At 44.9% G+C, this 17,818-nt stretch carries 15 protein-coding genes; 13 read left to right on the forward strand and 2 right to left on the reverse strand.

The genetic code is table 11. The annotated features are described in order from the left end of the window. Window positions 1–4 precede the first annotated feature (4 nt). The 13 genes from SFU91_04145 (at window position 5) to SFU91_04205 (ending at window position 15,203) form a co-directional block, all read left to right on the forward strand. On the forward strand, window positions 5–601 hold the full coding sequence (locus SFU91_04145; protein ID MDX2128207.1) for a 4Fe-4S binding protein: 597 nt from the start codon (window positions 5–7) through the stop codon (window positions 599–601). A 53-nt stretch (window positions 602–654) separates the two neighbouring features. Next, window positions 655–1,089 carry a hypothetical protein gene (locus SFU91_04150; GenBank protein MDX2128208.1) on the forward strand — a complete coding sequence of 145 codons (435 nt, stop codon included), beginning with the start codon at window positions 655–657 and terminating at the stop codon, window positions 1,087–1,089. A gap of 282 nt (window positions 1,090–1,371) precedes the next feature. Further along, on the forward strand, window positions 1,372–3,429 hold the full coding sequence (locus SFU91_04155) for a DUF4153 domain-containing protein (GenBank protein MDX2128209.1): 2,058 nt from the start codon (window positions 1,372–1,374) through the stop codon (window positions 3,427–3,429). Continuing rightward, window positions 3,426–4,772 carry an MFS transporter gene (locus SFU91_04160; GenBank protein MDX2128210.1) on the forward strand — a complete coding sequence of 449 codons (1,347 nt, stop codon included), beginning with the start codon at window positions 3,426–3,428 and terminating at the stop codon, window positions 4,770–4,772. Before SFU91_04155 ends, SFU91_04160 begins: the two co-directional genes overlap by 4 nt. 150 nt (window positions 4,773–4,922) lie before the next feature. After that, the gene (locus SFU91_04165; protein MDX2128211.1) at window positions 4,923–6,590 is read left to right on the forward strand and encodes a hypothetical protein; all 1,668 of its coding nucleotides are present in this window, start codon (window positions 4,923–4,925) and stop codon (window positions 6,588–6,590) included. Window positions 6,591–6,779: 189 nt separating this feature from the next. Continuing rightward, window positions 6,780–7,877: a hypothetical protein gene (locus SFU91_04170; protein ID MDX2128212.1), complete on the forward strand. Its 1,098-nt coding sequence runs from the start codon at window positions 6,780–6,782 to the stop codon at window positions 7,875–7,877. 105 nt (window positions 7,878–7,982) lie between these two features. Then, window positions 7,983–10,568 (forward strand): GAF domain-containing protein, encoded by a 2,586-nt coding sequence (locus SFU91_04175; protein ID MDX2128213.1) that lies wholly within the window; start codon window positions 7,983–7,985, stop codon window positions 10,566–10,568. Between the two features lie 56 nt (window positions 10,569–10,624). After that, window positions 10,625–11,311, forward strand: a complete 687-nt coding sequence (locus tag SFU91_04180; GenBank protein MDX2128214.1) for a DUF2306 domain-containing protein — start codon at window positions 10,625–10,627, stop codon at window positions 11,309–11,311. Between the two features lie 5 nt (window positions 11,312–11,316). Beyond that, window positions 11,317–12,021 (forward strand): ABC transporter ATP-binding protein, encoded by a 705-nt coding sequence (locus SFU91_04185; protein MDX2128215.1) that lies wholly within the window; start codon window positions 11,317–11,319, stop codon window positions 12,019–12,021. 188 nt (window positions 12,022–12,209) lie between these two features. Then, window positions 12,210–14,606 (forward strand): ribonuclease R, encoded by a 2,397-nt coding sequence (rnr, locus tag SFU91_04190; protein ID MDX2128216.1) that lies wholly within the window; start codon window positions 12,210–12,212, stop codon window positions 14,604–14,606. Between the two features lie 7 nt (window positions 14,607–14,613). Then, window positions 14,614–14,793 carry a hypothetical protein gene (locus SFU91_04195; protein MDX2128217.1) on the forward strand — a complete coding sequence of 60 codons (180 nt, stop codon included), beginning with the start codon at window positions 14,614–14,616 and terminating at the stop codon, window positions 14,791–14,793. Then, on the forward strand, window positions 14,786–14,926 hold the full coding sequence (locus SFU91_04200) for a hypothetical protein (protein ID MDX2128218.1): 141 nt from the start codon (window positions 14,786–14,788) through the stop codon (window positions 14,924–14,926). The genes SFU91_04195 and SFU91_04200 overlap by 8 nt, the downstream gene beginning before the upstream one ends. Beyond that, window positions 14,913–15,203, forward strand: a complete 291-nt coding sequence (locus tag SFU91_04205) for a hypothetical protein (protein ID MDX2128219.1) — start codon at window positions 14,913–14,915, stop codon at window positions 15,201–15,203. Before SFU91_04200 ends, SFU91_04205 begins: the two co-directional genes overlap by 14 nt. A 59-nt stretch (window positions 15,204–15,262) precedes the next feature. On the opposite strand, the gene SFU91_04210 is transcribed toward SFU91_04205, so the two are convergent. Continuing rightward, complete coding sequence (locus SFU91_04210) at window positions 15,263–17,515, reverse strand: T9SS type A sorting domain-containing protein (protein MDX2128220.1); 2,253 nt, start codon at window positions 17,513–17,515, stop codon at window positions 15,263–15,265. After that, entirely contained in the window at window positions 17,512–17,784 is a 273-nt protein-coding gene (locus SFU91_04215) for a hypothetical protein (protein ID MDX2128221.1), read from the reverse strand. Before SFU91_04215 ends, SFU91_04210 begins: the two co-directional genes overlap by 4 nt. Between the last annotated feature and the right edge of the window lie 34 nt (window positions 17,785–17,818).

Genomic DNA, 17,818 nt, shown 5'->3' on the forward strand with positions numbered 1-17,818 from the left:
CGCGATGCGAAGTGTGACATCGGAAGCGGAGTCGAAATCCGTGCGTCGGCAGCGTCAAGCTGTACAGGCGATATTCGTTTTTATCAACTTGGTGCTGATTGATACGCGGCTTCCGAGTCTCACTTGGGCGGTCATTGGCGGCGTTTTTTGGACCGCGATCATCGTAATTACCATTACCAACGGTCCAATCGTATGCAGTTGGGTCTGTTGGCTTGGGGCGGCGCAAGATTGGGCAGAGCCGCTTGCCAAAAGGCGTTGGAAACTAAGCCCAAGTTTTTGGCGTGGTTTCATGCTTGCGGTTGCGGTGCTTTGGGCACCCTTTTCGTGGCTTATTCGTCCGGAGCTTTTGAATTCTATTGCGATTCCCTTTGGATTTGATTACACCGATTTGCAAGCGCATTTTTTACAAGCAGGTTTTTTCCTCGTGGTTGGGTTATCGGTAGCTGTTTTAGGCAAGCGTGGGGCGTGTTTGCATTTCTGCCCACTCTTAATGGTTTCGAGAATGATGCGCATGAAAAACTTTTTTTCTTCGTTACGGATACGTCAGCTTTTTGGTAAGCCTATTGTGCTCAATGCGGTTGTACCTAAAGCTGATTCATAAATTTTTAACTTGTGCTTTCAAAAATTATCATCAACAATTCGCTGCAAAAAATAATGGATAACAACAAAATCAAATTGCTTTCGGCACTAATGTGGCTTTTGGCTGCGTGGGAACTCTTAAATGCTTTGGGTTCAACGGTATTCCTTAACCTTGGCGCTTCGCTTTATGGCTGGTCGGGTTATCTTGATAGTCCTTTGACGGTCAATGTCTTTCATCAATATGGAATGGTGATGTATGTATTGGCGGTTGGATATGCGATTATCGCTACGGATGTTGTCAAGTATGAAAAACTGATGTGGATGGTCGTGATTGAACAGATTGTAGGAGCCATTGTTTCAACTTACGAAGTGCTTAACGCCGAGCAGATTATCAGTTGGTCGAACTTCGCATTGGTGCATACACCACAAGGCATCATATTGGCATTGCTTTGGTTTTTAAGGCCCTCGTATGGCACAAATATTTCAGGAAAAATATCACCTGCCGCATAGCACTTGCAAGGTTATTCAATTTGGTCAAATCGCATTGGGCATTTTTCTTTTGGGAAATACCGATGCGATTTTTTCATTTTTCACTTTTTTCACCTTTCCAATTTCCTTTCTACCTTCGCGGGTTCACTCTGCCGGTTTACTTCTTTAATGTTGGAGACCTACTGATAAATCGCATCTCGATTTCAGTTTCATGATTGTATCTTTTCGGTCATTTAAACAAGATCGCTTTTTAGGTTCATTGAAAAAGGCGATAACGAATCCAATTCCATTTCAATATTTGATATGCGATTCACCGTACCATCGCTTGAAGAGTTACAAGCGAAAGCCGCTTCAACGCTAAAGCGATTTCCACTTTCGGTTACTGTTTCATTCGGGCTGTTTGTGACCACCTTCATTGCCATTGAACATGAGCCGGATAAAATTTGGATACGTACCTGTTTTGCTTTTGCCATTGCTTTGCCGCTTTCGGTAGCGTGGCATATTGCGGCAGAACAATTAATTTCGCGACTCGTAAAGACTGCTTGGGCTACCTTGCTTCTGCTTTTGCAGGGTTTTTATATCTATGCGATTTGGAACGAGGCATTTCGGAATGAGCAGTTCTTCATTCGATTTTGGCCACTGTTTTTTGCTGCACATCTCTTTGTGGCATTCGCACCGTTTTTGACGCGTGAAACGGCGTGGGGGCAAGACTCTCGTCAAGTGACGGAATCACTTTTCTGGGAGTATAACAAAACGCTTTTCCTAAGAAGCCTCATCACAGCGCTTTATTCAGGGGTTCTTTATGTGGGTCTATCGATTGCGATTTTAGCGCTGACAAAGCTTTTTGATTTGGAAATTAAAGGCTTCCGATACGCACAGCTTTTTTTTGCTATTCTATCGATTTTCAACACGATATTTTTCCTTTCAGGTGTGCCCCGCGCGGAGCAAATTGCTCTTAAAGAATCCGCAGAATCGCCTTACCCAATTGGCCTGAAGCGCTTTACACAGTTTGTGCTCTTACCGCTCGTTGCGCTTTATCTTCTCATTCTTTATGCGTACTTGGCAAAGATTATCATTCTTTTTTCCTTACCCAAAGGGTGGGTTTCGTGGCTCGTAATTTCTTATGCCACGGCTTCAATCTTTACCTTGCTTCTCCTTTATCCCATTCGCAATAACACTGAGAATAAATGGATTCCGATTTTTTCACGATGGTTTTATGTTGCACTTTTCCCACTCATTGGGTTGCAATTGCTTTCGATTGGGCTTCGGTTGAATCAATATGGCTTAACCGAAAAGCGGTTCATCATTTTAGTGCTTTCGCTTTGGCTCCTATTCATCGCTCTTCATTATACACTCCGCTTGAAGCGATTTTCAATCAATCACAATGGAGACTTAGGTATTCGATTTATTCCGGTTTCACTTTCCATTGCCGTTGTTTTGATTGCCTTTTTAGCCATTCCAATGAGCTATCAAAGCCAATGGGGACGATTGAAATCACTCATGAGTGCAAATGGATTGCTTCTTAACGGAGAGCTTCAGTTTATTTTACCCGAGCGGGATCAATCAATTTCCGAAAGAGACCGAAGAGAGCTTTTTGAGACCGTATCTTATTTAAGATCATATCATTCTCTTTCAGCGATTTCAGAGTTTATTCCGAAAGAGAAGAAGGCTACCTTTGCAGAAGTGGGTATTTCTTCAGATCAAAAAGAGTGGGATGATGGCCAATCATCGATACTAGAATCTTTAGGCGTTTCCCCAACGCCATCAATGAACGGCTTTTTTTATTTCGACTTTTTTTCTTCCATACCTCGCATTCCTTTGAAAGGATACCAAGAGGGCATTTTTTTAAGGGATACTTTTGAACAGGAATTCGGAAAGGATTCGATTCCAAGGTTTCGCTTTAAGGCCCAATTGCCAGATACTTCGGTTTCAATCGCAATCGAAAATTCTGATCTTCTTTTCTTTCATACTTCAACCCAATCCGTTACCGGTGATTCTCTTATTTTGAGATATAGCCTACTTCCATTTATTGAAAAGTATGCCGTTCAGTCACGGACAACCACAAAATCTTTTGAAACAGATTCCTCTCAGCTGATTTATTTACCTGAGGTAAAGTGTATGGAAATGATGCTCTTTATTGAATCTTTGAATGGAAATCGACTCTCTGTTGAGCGCTTATCGAATTCAGCAAGGAACGCCCAATCAGCTATGACCGATATATCTGAAGAAGAGAGCCCGATTTTTCAAGGCGAGAGAAGCGCGAGCAATAACCCTTCTGTTCGTGAAATCATTCGAATTCAATCGCTTAAAGGAATTCTATTTTTGAAACCTCATCTTTCGAAAGAAGGGAAGACGCTGTGAGGGCTTATTTTCGCCACATTGCCGGATTTCAGAGAGATGCAAAAATATTTCTTCTTGGCTCCTTTCTCTTTTCGACCGGCACGGCCATTAATGATTTACTTTTCAATCTGTATTTAAAGGAACGTGGACTCAAAGAGTCCTTTATCGGTAGTTCAGTCAGCACCCTTGCGTTGGGAATTATGCTAATGGCCATACCCTCGGCATTTATGGCCAAGCGATTTAGCCCCCGAAGAATGCTTATTTTTTGCGCGGCTTTTGAAGCATTTCTTTATTCCGCTCGTGCGGCTTCGTCAAACCCGATTTCGATTCCAATTTACAATGTTTTGATTGGGGCGGCAGGTGCATCGTTGCGAATTCTACCGGCGTCGGTCATGATGACTTTGGCCGAAAAGCATGAGCGCCCTTACCTCTTTGGGCTTAATTCCGCATTTCAGATGGCAGGGTTAATGGTTGGTAATTTTCTTGGTGGATACTCGCCTGAAACATTTTTTTGGATCTTATCTGCTATCCTATTCCCCATTTCTTCAGTTGCATCTTATCAATTAGGTCTTGCTTTATCCACCGTGGTGATGCTTGCTTCTTCAGCAGTCTTTTCAAAGCTACACGCTGAGCGGAATCCATTGCCGATGAACTTCGTTGCCAATAACCCTCAAAAGACCTTCGTGAAATTGCAGGCGATTCCTCTTTTTTTTCAAAGAGTGGTTTTGGGTGTTCAAGTTCCGTTTAAGATTTTTCATCACGTTTATGGTGATATCAAATCGAATTGGCCGGAAAGGCACACACGAAAGGCATTGGTCAGCATTATTTTCCCGCATACACTTGTCGCAATTGGCGCCGGCGCTACAATTCCTTTTATCCCACTTTTTTTGAAAACTGATTTTATGCTCAGCCCTTCTACGATCGGAAGCATTATGAGCGGAGTGCAAGCAGCTGTATCGCTTGGGTATGTGGCTTCACCACTCGTGACAAAGCGGCTCGGTGTACTACGGAGCATTATTGTGGTTCAAGCAGCCTCATTGCCGTTTATGGCGATCGTGGGTTTTGGGGAGTCTCTCATTTGGGCTGTATTTGCTTTGGGATTTCGCAATGTACTGATGAATATGTCTTCCCCGTTTATCGACCAGTACAATATGGAATCGGTTCATGAATCGCAGCGGCAGTTAATCAGCAGTTTAGATCATTTTCTTTGGAATGCGGCGTGGAGCGTGATGCCTTTTATTGCTGGGTTTGTGATTGAATGGGTTGGCTACGAACCGCTTTTTGCCTTTACGATTGTGCTTTATGCGGCATCAAGCCTTCTTTATTACCGGCGGTATCGCGAGCGACATCTTATTCATTTGTAATTTCAACCTAATTCTCTTGCAATTTTGGATTAAGAAACACCTACGTGGTGAGACACCGTATGCGTTAAAAAAAATCGATGGGCTTAATGAAAATCCAGTAAATTTGCCTGTCGCTGCATTTTCTCAATTCACTTAATTCGAAACCAATTTATGAAGTTACGTTACTTACACTCGCTTCTCTCCTTGGGGTTTTTGTTTCTTGTACTTTTCACCACTTCTTTTTCGCCACTTTTTGCTCAAGAACGCAAGTATGTGCGTAAATCGGTGACCTCGCTTGGCACGGTGATTGTCAAAAAAGGCAATCCGGATGTTAAGATTATCAGTTCTCGATTGAAGGCCAATATTGAACTGCCGCGCTTCGATTACAACCAAATCTCTGAATCGGCTTCTCAGGAATTCGTGGCGAAAATTCGCAACTCCGATTACTCCGAAAAAGCCATCACCACTGCTTTGGAGCAAACCGTGATGCCCAAAATTCTTGCCGTGGTAAAGGCTGTGGCAGAAGAACGCGCAAAGGGCAACCTTTCAGAAGAAGCACTTGCACGTGCAGCCGTTGAGAAGCTTAAGGGTTCCGGACTTACGGCTGCCGATATTCAGCAAGTCTTAAACTCTGCCTACCTTTATTTGCCCGTCGTTACTGATTACACCGAGTCAACAAGTGAAGGAAGCGTTTCGGTCAATCTGGAGGGTTATGTTTTATGGTTTAAGGTTGTAGAAGACCAAAACCGCGTCATAGCATTGGAATCTGCGCCTGAACCAGAGTCGGGAAATTCATCAGCCAAAGTTTCTGATATGTATTCGATCAAAAATCGTCAGGTCGATGGTACAACTTATGCCCGTTTGCTTTCAGCCAATACTTGGGCAAAAAATATTGCTCAGGCAATGAAGAAGATTCCTGATTTCAAGTTAGCGGGCGGTGTTCGTTCGGTAGAAGGAAATAAATTTACCACCGGACTCGGCACTCGTGAAGGTGTAGGACTTGATGACGGTTTTGAAGTCTATCAAGAAGAAGAGGATGAATCGGGAAAAGCCGTATTTAAGCGTGTCGGTTTTGCACGTGTTGAAAAGGTGGGCGATAACACCAGTTCTTCTGCTTTGCTTTCTGAATTGAAAAATTATATTGGCCGCGCCGAAGAAGGACAAACGCTTAATGAACACCCGCAATTGGGAATTGATGTCGTGGTTCGCCCAAAGTATGGCGCCACAAAAGTTCCCGAAGTCGCAACCTTTGATGCCATTAGCTCACAAGCAGATTCTTACTTTGGAGTTGAATTGGGGATTTGGTTTAACGCTGCAAAAATTACCGGATCAACACAACTTTTCTTTGTCGTTGATTTAGGTGGAGGAATCCTGAATGCCTCTTACTCCAGTTCTACCATTGAGGTTACTCCCCTTGTTGGAACAGCGTATGCCGGTGTTGTGAAAAAATTCTGGTTTGGAAGAGCCAACTTTAATCTTGGTGGTTATGCCGGTGTGGATGCGCTCTACTTGATGGCAAACGGAAATCTTTTCGATGTATTCCGTGAAGTTGAAAGTGTTACCATTGCTTCACCCGGAATTCGCCTCGATGCCGGTTTAGAATATCTCTTTAACCCAGACCTTAGCATTGGCGTTACAGCACAATACAAGCTTGGCTTTGATGCATTTTTAGGTGAAATCAAATATAAAAACGGTGATACACGGCAAATCGTTAATGATTCACGATTCAAGGATGTGAATTTCAGCGGTCTCTCTTTCGGGGCTTATGTGAGTTTCTCACTGCCGTCTTTAAGCACCGATGTGATGGAAGGTTTAACCGCTCAATCCATTGAGTATTGAGCGTTTCTATCTTTTTGATTTATTCAAGTAAGGCGAGCATTTTCAGCTCGCCTTTTCTTTTTCTTGTTTACAACGCTATCGATTTCGAAATTGAGTTTAATTCTTCACGAAAACCTTATTTTCTTTTCCTATCGGTTTTATTATCGGTTTAAAATTGAATCCATTCATCTTTAATATTGGCTTTCATTCATGACGATGTTAACACCAAGAAATGGCTTTTCCGGCGATATCGAAACCTTCTTAGTTCAAACCCTTATCGAGCGGTTTGGCCCGAATCATGAATGGGATACCGAGCGCGTGTATCTAAACCGCGTCCCTGATTTGAATGGCTTTATGCCTGCAAATATCTTATTGGTATTACAACACTGCTTTATTCAAAATCAAGCGTTAAATGATCATATTGAAAAAGCAAAGCACAGACTTTTAGCTTATCGAAAGGGTCATTTAGCCTATTACTGGCCGTTTAATGATGGGCGTTCTACCATTCCCAATGCACCAACTTTATCCAAGTTTGAGTTTCTCACACTTTCACCCGATGCTGATGATACAACGGTGCAACAATTGGTCCTTCATGAAACGCAATTTTTTGAACCAATCTTAAATGAATTGGCATTTTACCGATGCGATGAAATTAACTTCATTCCACCTAATCCGCAGCGAATCTTAGGCAATTGGAATGGCGCTTACTTGGCTTGGTTTCCTGAAAGGGAACGGTGTTCATTAGGTAAAATTGAAACGCTGGATTTGGGAGTATCTGCCAACATTTTATGGTTTCTTTCCCGTTTTGGATTTACAAATCATGAGGGGGCACAAGAAACCGCAGGTTGGATAAAGCATATCTTAAAAAATGAGTTCATCCTTTCGCACCCGTTCTTTCTTACTCGGTATTACCCTGTTCCTTTGCTGCAACTCTACATTTTAGCGCGTGCTGTGGATTTAGGTCAGTTGGTAAAGGCTGGTTTTTTCAGTGATGAAGACATCGAGATGATGAAAAGATTATTTAAAAAAATGGTTCCGAGGTCGCGATACGAGTCTCTCTTAACCCTTGCAACAGCCATTCATCTGAACGACCGCGAGACCTTTTCGAAACTTCGTCACATCCTTCAATCACCAATTCTTGATTCAGGAATCTACTTTGCAGCCCCGCTGGTCCCTATCGTAACCTATCAGAATCCAATTTTTGCTTTTTTAGCCAAACAACCCTTTATGAGATTTCGCTTTGAAAGCATTGCACTTTCCGCAGCCATACACCTCTGGTGCCTTCAAGCCGCAAAGCAGCGGTTTTAATCGTAAATTTAGCCCTCGTAAAAAAACCCAAAACTTTTTAATTAGGCTTGGCGTAAATTCACTGACCGTCGGTCATTCTGCCGGCCAAATAACTATTGTATCATCATGACCAATTCGTTAAAAGATCCGTGGAGCGTTGAGCGTTTACCCGAACAACCCACACCGAATGCTCACTCTGCACCAAAAAATGGGAATCATCTTAACACCAACGGTGCGGCTAAAAAATTGTTAACCTCCATTAAAGTTGATTTAGAAAAAAATACCGACGCTCACACGCTATTTCACTTTCCTTTTAAAACCTCTCTATCGCTCTCACCGCTTGTGGCGTATTGGGAAAAATTCGCCGAGCGTGACGATGCCATCCGAAATACATTAGGCAAAAGCATCCACCGAGAGATAAAGAAAATTCCCGAACTCCTGCTGCCCATTGATTCAGATAATAAAGCGGAGCTTGAGGCATTTTTAGAACGCTTTGAAAATCATCGAGGCCTTTTGGATACAATGTTCTCTGTTGTTTTCCCTCCTGTTTCTTGGGAAAGCGATTATATGGCAGCCTTTATCCCGTTTAATTTCCAATCATTTTATGCGACACCTCCTTATGAAAAAATGATTCGTAAAAATGGCGGCATTCAGTCGTGGCTCAATCTCAACGAATCGGAAATGTCTTATGGCCGCGAACTCAAAGCCTTTACCCATATCGCAAAACAGATTTATGGCCTTGACATTCAAGAATTTCAATACCCGTTTATTTTCAGAATCATCGACCCTGATACTTTGCTTGATCGGTATTTCCGCGCTTCTATCAATACCCGCTTCTGCGAAATTATCGCCCACGGCCCTGTCAAGCCACTGACCGAAACTGAAAAAAAACGTCTTTTTGCTAACCTTTCAGATTTAAATGTTTGGCGCGAACTCATCCCGCGCGAACAATTTGAATTCCGTGGCTTTACCATTGTCAGTGCTCTGGATGTTACTGATCAGGAAGTGATTTCGGGGTTAAAACGAGACCTCATCGAGAAGGAATCCATCGTCTCCAATGCCCGTTTTGCAAGCCTTCGCCAATATATTCGTGCACTTATGAATAAGCCCGACTTACGAATGGCACTTGCTTCCGTCAATAAAGATGTGGTTACCGTTCTTAATTATAATTGTGAAAATGCCGATGAGGAACTTGAAGCGCTTAGGAAAAAAAATTCTCCTGCACTTCGCTTCAGCATTTCAGAGCTGAAAGATTCCATCCACTCAAAAGCCGTTTTGGAATCGCGTCCAATTTTAATAGAAGATATTCATGACATTCCCACAGAAAATCATTGTGACTCGCTCAAGAAGCTTTTTATTAAAGGGGTTCGCAATGTCTTTATCGCTCCGCTTCATTACCAAGGTGATGTGATCGGCGCACTGGAAATCTCTTCGCCCAATGCCGGAGATATCAACCCCATCAATGTGGTACGGCTCAAAGAAGTACTTCCGCTCTTTTCAATGGCAGTTAAACGCGCCAACGAAGAAAGCAACACCGAGCTGCAAGCGGTGATTCGTGAAAAATTTACGGTGATTCACCCTTCTGTGGAGTGGCGATTTCAAGAGGCCGCTGAAGCGTGGATCGCTCGGCAGAACACTGGAATGAATTCCGATTTGGACGAAATCATCTTCCGCGATGTTTACCCACTTTACGGCGTTTCAGATATTCGCAATTCCTCTTTGCTTCGCAATGCCGCCATTCAAGCCGATATGATTCGGCAAATGCAGCTCGCCAAAGAGATTCTTGAAATGGCAGAAAAAGTAAAGCCTTTGCCGCTGATTCAAGAAATGATTTTTCATCTCAATTCTAAAATGGATGGTTTTAAGAAGAGCTTAAGTTCGGGCGACGAAGGCTCAGCAATTGAGTTTTTGAAACATAAAATTGAAACCTTTTTCCCCGAAGCCGAAAGATTTTCAAAACCCATTAAATCTAAAATCGAAGCCTATCGATCACTTATTGATCCGCGGCTTGGGTTACTCTATGACAAGCGCAAAGCATTTGATGAAAGCGTTGCTTCGCTCTCCGAAGCGATCGCTCGATATTTCGATCATGAGCAAGATGCCGCGCAAAAAATGTTCCCGCATTATTACGAGCGTCATAAAACTGATGGGGTTGACCATACAATGTATATCGGCGCATCGATCTGCCCCGACGGCCGTTTCGACCCGCTTTATGCTCGCAACCTGCGGCTGTGGCAACTCATGACAATTTGCGGGGTCGCACGCCTTTCCGATCGAATGAAAGAAACACTTACGGTTCCGCTTGATACCGCGCACTTGATTTTAGTTCAAAGCGCACCGCTATCCATTCGATTTCATATCGATGAAAAGCAATTTGATGTGGATGGTACTTATAACATTCGTTATGAGATTATGAAGAAACGCATCGATAAAGCTGTGGTGAAAGGCGAATCGCAGCGCGTCACGCAGCCGGGGCGAATTGCCATCATTTACTCTCAGCAGCGGGAGATTGCTGAATACCGTGAAATGATTCAGTATCTTCAAAACATCTGCTTCCTTCAAAAGGAAGTGGAAGAATTGGAATTGGAAGATATGCAGGGCGTTCACGGACTTAAGGCGCTGCGTGTTACGGTCAATCTTTCGCTCAGAAAAGAAACGGAGACCTTTCATAGCTTGATTTCTTCGTTCAAAACCAGCCTTCCAGTTGAATAATTTTTTTTATACGATTGGAAATCGCAGCAAACCATTGACTTATCTGCCGGTAAATTATGAACGATTTCATTTTTAATTTTTTGCGTTCCATTCATATTCTTGCAGGTTTCACGGCGCTCTTCGCAGGTCCCGTTGCAATGGTTACGCATAAGGGCGGAAGGAAGCATCGTTTGTCAGGTAAAATATATTTTTGGGGAATGGCGATTGTTGCTGCCACGGCATTGGGGATGTCAATTCTTCGCACCAATCATTTTCTTCTTTTAATCGCCATTTTCAGTTTTTATTTCTCTCTAACGGGCTATCGGGCACTTTATCAAAAAAAGAGAACCGCTGGCAATGGAAGTCGATGGGATCGGGATCTTGCGGTGGTTATGCTACTTGCCTCGGCTGTGATGATGATTTACGGCATCATCAATTTTGCTCAATTGGGTGTGGTGATGATTGTCTTTGGCGGCATTGGTGCGGTCTTGGGAGTCCAAGATCTTCGCAAGTGGATGACCTTACAGCCTTCGAAATATCAATGGTTTTACGATCATATCGCGAGAATGGGCGCGTCTTACATTGCCACACTTTCGGCTTTTTCGGTGGTGAATTTCACATTTATACCCGATGTCATTCGTTGGCTTTGGGCAACCGCATTTGGCACACCCCTTATTATTTACACGGTCAGGCAATACCGAGCGCGGTTTGAAGCAGGTAAAAAGCCTGACGATGTTGCCACCTTTTCAATCAAAGGAGAATAGAAGCTATGTCAAATCCGTCACCCATTGAAGACACTTCACTCTCCGCAATTTCCTTTATTGCCCAAGGCATCACAAAACGATATGGATTTAAGCCACTTTTTTCAAATATTTCTTTTTCACTTCAACGTGGCGAGCGGCTTGCACTTGCCGGCAGAAATGGAAGCGGAAAAACCACCCTGCTTAAAATTCTTTCCGGCTTGATGCGCCCAAGTGAAGGCACAACACAGTTAACTTTTGACGGAATTATTCTTGAACGCGAATCATACTTCAAACACAGCGGATTTGCCGGCCCTTACTTAACCTTTTATGACGAACTTACAGGACTTGAAAATATTCAATTTGCTTTAGGCCAAAGCATAAAGAAAACCCATCAAGAGCAATTCGAAATCATCGAGCATCTGTTTCAAACCCTGAACTTGTGGCACGCCAGAGATGCAATGCTCAAAACTTATTCTTCGGGAATGATTCAACGGCTTAGGCTCATTCAAGCGTTTGCCCGACCCGCAAAGCTGCTTTTTTTAGATGAGCCGACCGCCACACTCGATACCGATGGAAAAGCCCGATTTGAAAAACTTTTGGAAGACACGGCACCCCACGTCATCAGCCTTATCGCCAGCAATGACCCCGACGAAATTTCACTCTGCCAAAAGAAACTACAGATTACCGATTTCTACAGGAAACCTCTTGAGGACACGACCCCTCAAAAATGAACGGAAATTCCCTATCTTTATTAAATTTATCAGTCTTGCATTTGAATCAATTCATGCCGCTTAACCCAAATATTATTTCTGCGTATCCTCCTCTTCCTTTGCTGCTTCAACTTCGGCTTAAATTTTTTTTCTCTGCTTTGTCATTCCTCTCCTTCCAATCCTTAACCGCAACTCAGTTGTGAATCGCTATGCCAAATAACAAAAAACACCGTCGCGATAAGCGATTTGAAAGAGGGAACAAACGCGGTGCCGAGCGGCCTCGCCCCGACGACTTCGATGCCATTCGCGATTTCCTCATGAAGCAAGGCGAAAAAAGCATCGCCGCGGAAATCGTCAACTTTCTTTCATCGAGAGACACTGAATCGTTTCGCTCTCGCACCATTGCAACCGAATTAGGCTACGGCAGCGACACTGATTTGCCCGGCTTTTGGTATGTGCTTCATAAACTGCACGAAGAAGGACGCTTAGAGAAAGACAGCGAAAAGCTCTACAGCCTTTCAAAATCAAGCAAAGCCGGTGCCGATGAAGTCATCGAAACCGAAACCGCCGCCGCAATCGAAATCAAAAAACCGAAATTCGAACGAGGCAAAAAATATATCGGCAAAATTTCCACTCACAGCAATGGCTACGGCTTGGTGACCATACCTGAATACGACGAAGAAATTTATGTACCCGCACACGAAGTGAAGAAAATTCTTCACGGCGATACCGTAGAAGTGGAAGTCACGCTCGTTCCTTTCACCTCGCCGTATCAGCGCGAAGCGTGGTCGAAACGCAGCGAAGGGAAAATTGTGCGTTTGGTTGAGCGAGGACTTAAGGAAGTTGTCGGAAAAGTCGAGCGTCATAATAAATTTTTCCGCTTGGTTCCCGATAACTCGAAGCTCTTTGTCAGCATTATCATTCCGCTGAAAGATGCCAAAGAGGCTACGGATGGCGATAAGGTTGTTGTCGATAAACTCGATTTCAAAGACAATGAAACGCTGACGGGAAAAGTAAAAGAAGTGCTCGGCCGCGCGGGAGATTCAAAAGTCGAAGTGCTTGCGATTGCACGCTCCAAAGGCATCGACGAAACTTTCCCGAAGGCTGTTGTCAAAGAAGCCGATGCGATTTCAGAGACGATTGACGAGGATGAAATTGCTACCCGCGTTGATATGCGCCAGAAGCTCGTCTTCACCATCGACCCTTACGACGCGAAAGACTTCGACGATGCGCTCTCCATCGAATACGGTAAAGATGGCAACTACATCATTGGCATTCACATTGCCGATGTCTCGCACTATGTCACCGAAGGCTCAAAGCTCGATAAAGAAGCGCAAGAACGCTCAACTTCCGTCTATTTGGTTGATCGTGTGATTCCAATGCTCCCTTCCAACCTATCTGAAAATATTTGCAGTCTTGTTCCAAACGAAGATCGGCTCACTTACTCCACCTTCGTGACGATGAATAAAAATGCCGAGGTGTTGGATTATTGGATTGAGAAAACCGTCATTCACTCCAAGCGGCGCTTCACTTACGAAGAGGTTCAAGATATTCTTAATGCCGGCAAAGGCGATCATTACAAAGAGCTCTCGGATATGCACAAGCTCTCAAAGATTATGACCAAGCGGCGAATGGATGAAGGCGCGATTGATTTCGATACCGAAGAAATCAAGTTCAAACTCGATGACACCGGAAAACCCATCTCCGTTTTTCGCAAACAGCGGCTCGATAGCCACCGGCTGATTGAAGAATTTATGCTGCTCGCTAACCGCACGGTGGCAGCGCATGTGGCCAAGCATTTTCAGCCGCACGATGAATATGAGAAGAATTATCCCTCGGTTTATCGCATCCACGATTCCCCACATCCCGACCGGATTCGCACCCTCGCTGCATTTGTGAAGAAGCTCGGCTACACGCTTGAAATCTCCAAGAGCCGCAACCTTTCAGACACCGCGTCATCAAAGGCGTTGCGAAAATTATTGGAAGAGGTGAAGGGTTCGCCGGTGGAGTTTATGGTTTCGGAAATCACCTTGCGTACAATGGCCAAGGCGATTTACTCCGAAAAGAACATCGGCCATTACGGGCTTGGATTCGAGTATTACTCGCACTTCACTTCGCCGATTCGCCGCTACCCCGATCTTATTTTTCACCGGTTGCTCTTTGAATATGAAACGCTTCGGAAAGCACGCAAAAAGCTTGCGAAGGTGCGGCACGCACGGCTGCTTCGCGAGATTCCCGAAATATGCAAGCACAGCAGCGATCAGGAGCGCAACGCCACCGAAGCCGAACGCGATTCAATTAAGCTCAAGCAAGTGGAGTTTATCTCCGAACACATCGGCAATACATATCCGGGCGTTGTTTCGGGCGTAACCGAATTCGGCATTTATGTGAAGCTCGATGATATGGGTGTTGAAGGGCTGATTCATATCAAAAACTTGCTCGATGATTATTATGAATTTGATGAGCGAACTTATTCGCTTGTCGGGAAGCGGCGACAAAAGCGGCTGCAATTGGGCAAGCGGGTTCAGGTAAAAGTCCACGAAGTTGACCCACGCCGCCGCACGATTGACTTTTTATTGGTGAAATCGGAAGACGAGAAATCTTAGGGCGTTGGTGGTTGAGCTTGTCGAAACCACCGTGTCGAGAAAGGGGGCACTTCGACAGGCTCAGCACAAGCATTTCGACAGGCTCAGCACAAGCATTTCGACAGGCTCAATGACCCCCTTCACTTTGTCATTTCGAGCGCAGCGAGAAATCTCAGACTCTCAGTACGCCACAACACGAGGTGGTTGAGCTTGTCGAAACCACCGCTTCGTTTAGCACAGAACCTAAAGAAGTCATTTCGAGCGCAGCGATAAATCTCGGAACTTCCACACACCAGAGATTTCTCACTCCGCTTCGCTCCGTTCGAAATGACAGAAAATAAGGCAATAAAGAGGGTGGTTGAGCCTTCTAAACCACCGTGTCGTGAAGGGGGGCATTTCGACAGGCTCAATGACCCCCTTCATTTTGTCATTCCGGCGAAGAATGACGCTCGGCAAGCTCGCGATGCAGCGCGTCCGGAATCTGTATGCCCTTCACCTGAAAGAGTCATTTCGAGCGCAGCGAGAAATCTCGGAACTTCCACACACCAGAGATTTCTCACTCCGCTTCGCTCCGTTCGAAATGACAAAAAGTTGATTCAATACAAAAAGTGTCCTTAAATAAAAAGAGCGCAATCCTTTCACTTGCGCCCTTAAAGAATATTCTTTATGGTAAATAATTACTTCACCAAAGTCATCTTCATTGTCTTTACAAAACTGCCCGATTGCAACCGATAAAAATACACCCCGCTTGAAAGGGATGATGCATTAAATGGCACTTCATATCGACCTGCCTCTTGGCGTTGATTAAGGAGAGTAGCGACTTTTCTCCCCAGCATATCAAAAACGTCTAACTGAACCACTCCGCTTTGCAGCAATTGATAGGCAATTTGAGTGGTTGGGTTAAAAGGATTGGGGTAGTTTTGTTCTAACGCATAGGTTGATACTTTTTGCTTTGTTTCGGAGACGGAAAGGGGTGACTGTCTCCACCGCGCAAAGCGCGACGCTGAAACCCCACCAGCGCTCGTGAAACCACCACCCACAAATACATCACTTCCGCTGACCACAATCGCAGAAACATTCGAATTCACCCCTGTACCCAAGGCATCCCAACTTGTCCCGTTCCACAGCGCAAAATAGTCTGCTGCCGCAACCCCCCCGGCGTTCATGAAACCGCCGCCTACATAGATATCGCCGCCGCTGGTTGCAATTTCTTCTACTGTACCATTCAGACCTGTTCCAAGCGCATTCCAACTCGTACCGTCCCACCTTGCAATACAATCAGCACTTGCGTTCCCACCTACATCAGAGAAGCCCCCACCTATATACACATTGCTACCACTAATTACGATGGCTTTAACCGAGCCATTCCCCCCTATCCCTGTTCCGAGGGAATTCCAACTTGCGCCGTCCCATCGTGCGATACGATCTGCATTAGCGTTTCCCCCGGCATTAGTGAACTCTCCTCCTACATACACATTGCTACCACTTGCCGCAATCGCGTAAACCGACCAATTCAAACCTATACCGAGCGCATTCCAATTCGTGCCATCCCATCGTGCGATACGGTCTGCATTAGCGTTCCCACCCGCGTCAGTGAAATTTCCACCCACATAGACATCGTTGCTACTAACCGCGATGGCAAAAACGGTATTATTCAGCCCCGTACCCAAGGCATTCCAACTTGTCCCGTTCCACCTCGCAATATAGTCTGCCGCAACAATCCCCCCCGCGTCTGTAAACCAGCCTCCTACATAGACATCGCTGCCGTTTACCGCAATGGCGTTAACCGAGTTATTCAGCCCCGTGCCAAGTGCATTCCAATTTGTGCCATCCCATCGTGCAATACCTACAGCATTCGGGTTTCCTCCTGCTCTAAAGAAACTGCCGCTTACATAAATATTACTCCCACTAACTGCAATGTCAGAAATACTACCATTCAAGCCTGTACCTGTACCGAGAGCATTCCAATTTTTGCCGTCCCACTTTGCAAAATGACTTTCGCCTATTATCTCGCCTACATCCCCGAAGATACCACCGACATACACATCGCTCCCATTGAATGTAATGGCGCGAACCAATCCAGAGGTCCATCCTATTCCGAACTCTTTCCAACTTGTACCGTCCCACATCGCAATTCCATTCGCATCCAATAACTCCCCGGCGTGCCTAAAATTTCCTCCAACATAGACATTATTTCCGTTGACAGTAATTGTGTAGACCGTACCGCTATTGACCCCCGTACCCAGTGCATTCCAATTATTCCCGTTCCAACGCGCGACACCGTCTGCATTAGGATTCCCGCCTGCATCAGTGAACTCTCCCCCCGCATAGACATCATTCCCGCTAAGTGTAATAGCAAAAACAAAACTATTCAGACCTGTGCCAAGAGAATTCCAACTCGTGCCGTCCCATCTTGCTATATTGTCGGCATTTGGGTTTCCTCCCGCATTCCAAAATGTACCTCCTACATAAACGTTGCTATCACTAATCGCTATGGCCCAAGCCGTGTTATTCAGCCCTGTGCCAAGAGAATTCCAATTAGTACCATCCCACCTTGCTATCCAACATATACTGGAATCCCCACCCGAGTCACTGAACTCACCACCTACATAAACATCACTGCCGCTAACCGCTAAGGCATAAACCTGACCACCATTCAAACCCATACCTAGTGCACTCCAACTTTTCCCGTCCCACCGTGCAACATAATCTGCATTAGGATTCCCTCCCGCGTCAGTGAACCCGCCGCCCACATAGACATCGTTGCTACTAACCGCGATGGCAAAAACGGTATTATTCAGCCCCGTACCCAAGGCATTCCAACTTGTCCCGTTCCACCGTGCAATAAAATCCGCATTTGTTTTCCCTCCTGCAAATCTGAATCCACCGCCCACATAGACATCACTGCCACTAATTGCAATTGCACTCACAATACCGCCAAATTGGGTGGGTTTCCTCCAAGCCCCTCCCAAGTGCCGCCCGTGTTTTGTGTGCTTGGGAGAAAAATCGGTTCTCCATTTTTGCCATATTGCATTTGGAATCCCTCTGCCTTAAAGGAGCCTTGCATTCCTTTTTTTATTCGGCCTTGTTCATCTAAGGCATCTTGTAAGGGCTTTTGCTCAATGCCTTGCGCAGTAAGGTTTTGGGCAAAAAAAGCGATCGAGAAAATTGTATAGAAAAGTGTAGAGTAGTTTTTCATCGGTAGTTTCAAATGTAAGGCGTGTTGTGGAATA

The sequence above is a fragment of the Chloroherpetonaceae bacterium genome, from assembly GCA_033763895.1.
Lineage (GTDB): Bacteria > Bacteroidota > Chlorobiia > Chlorobiales > Thermochlorobacteraceae > JANRJQ01.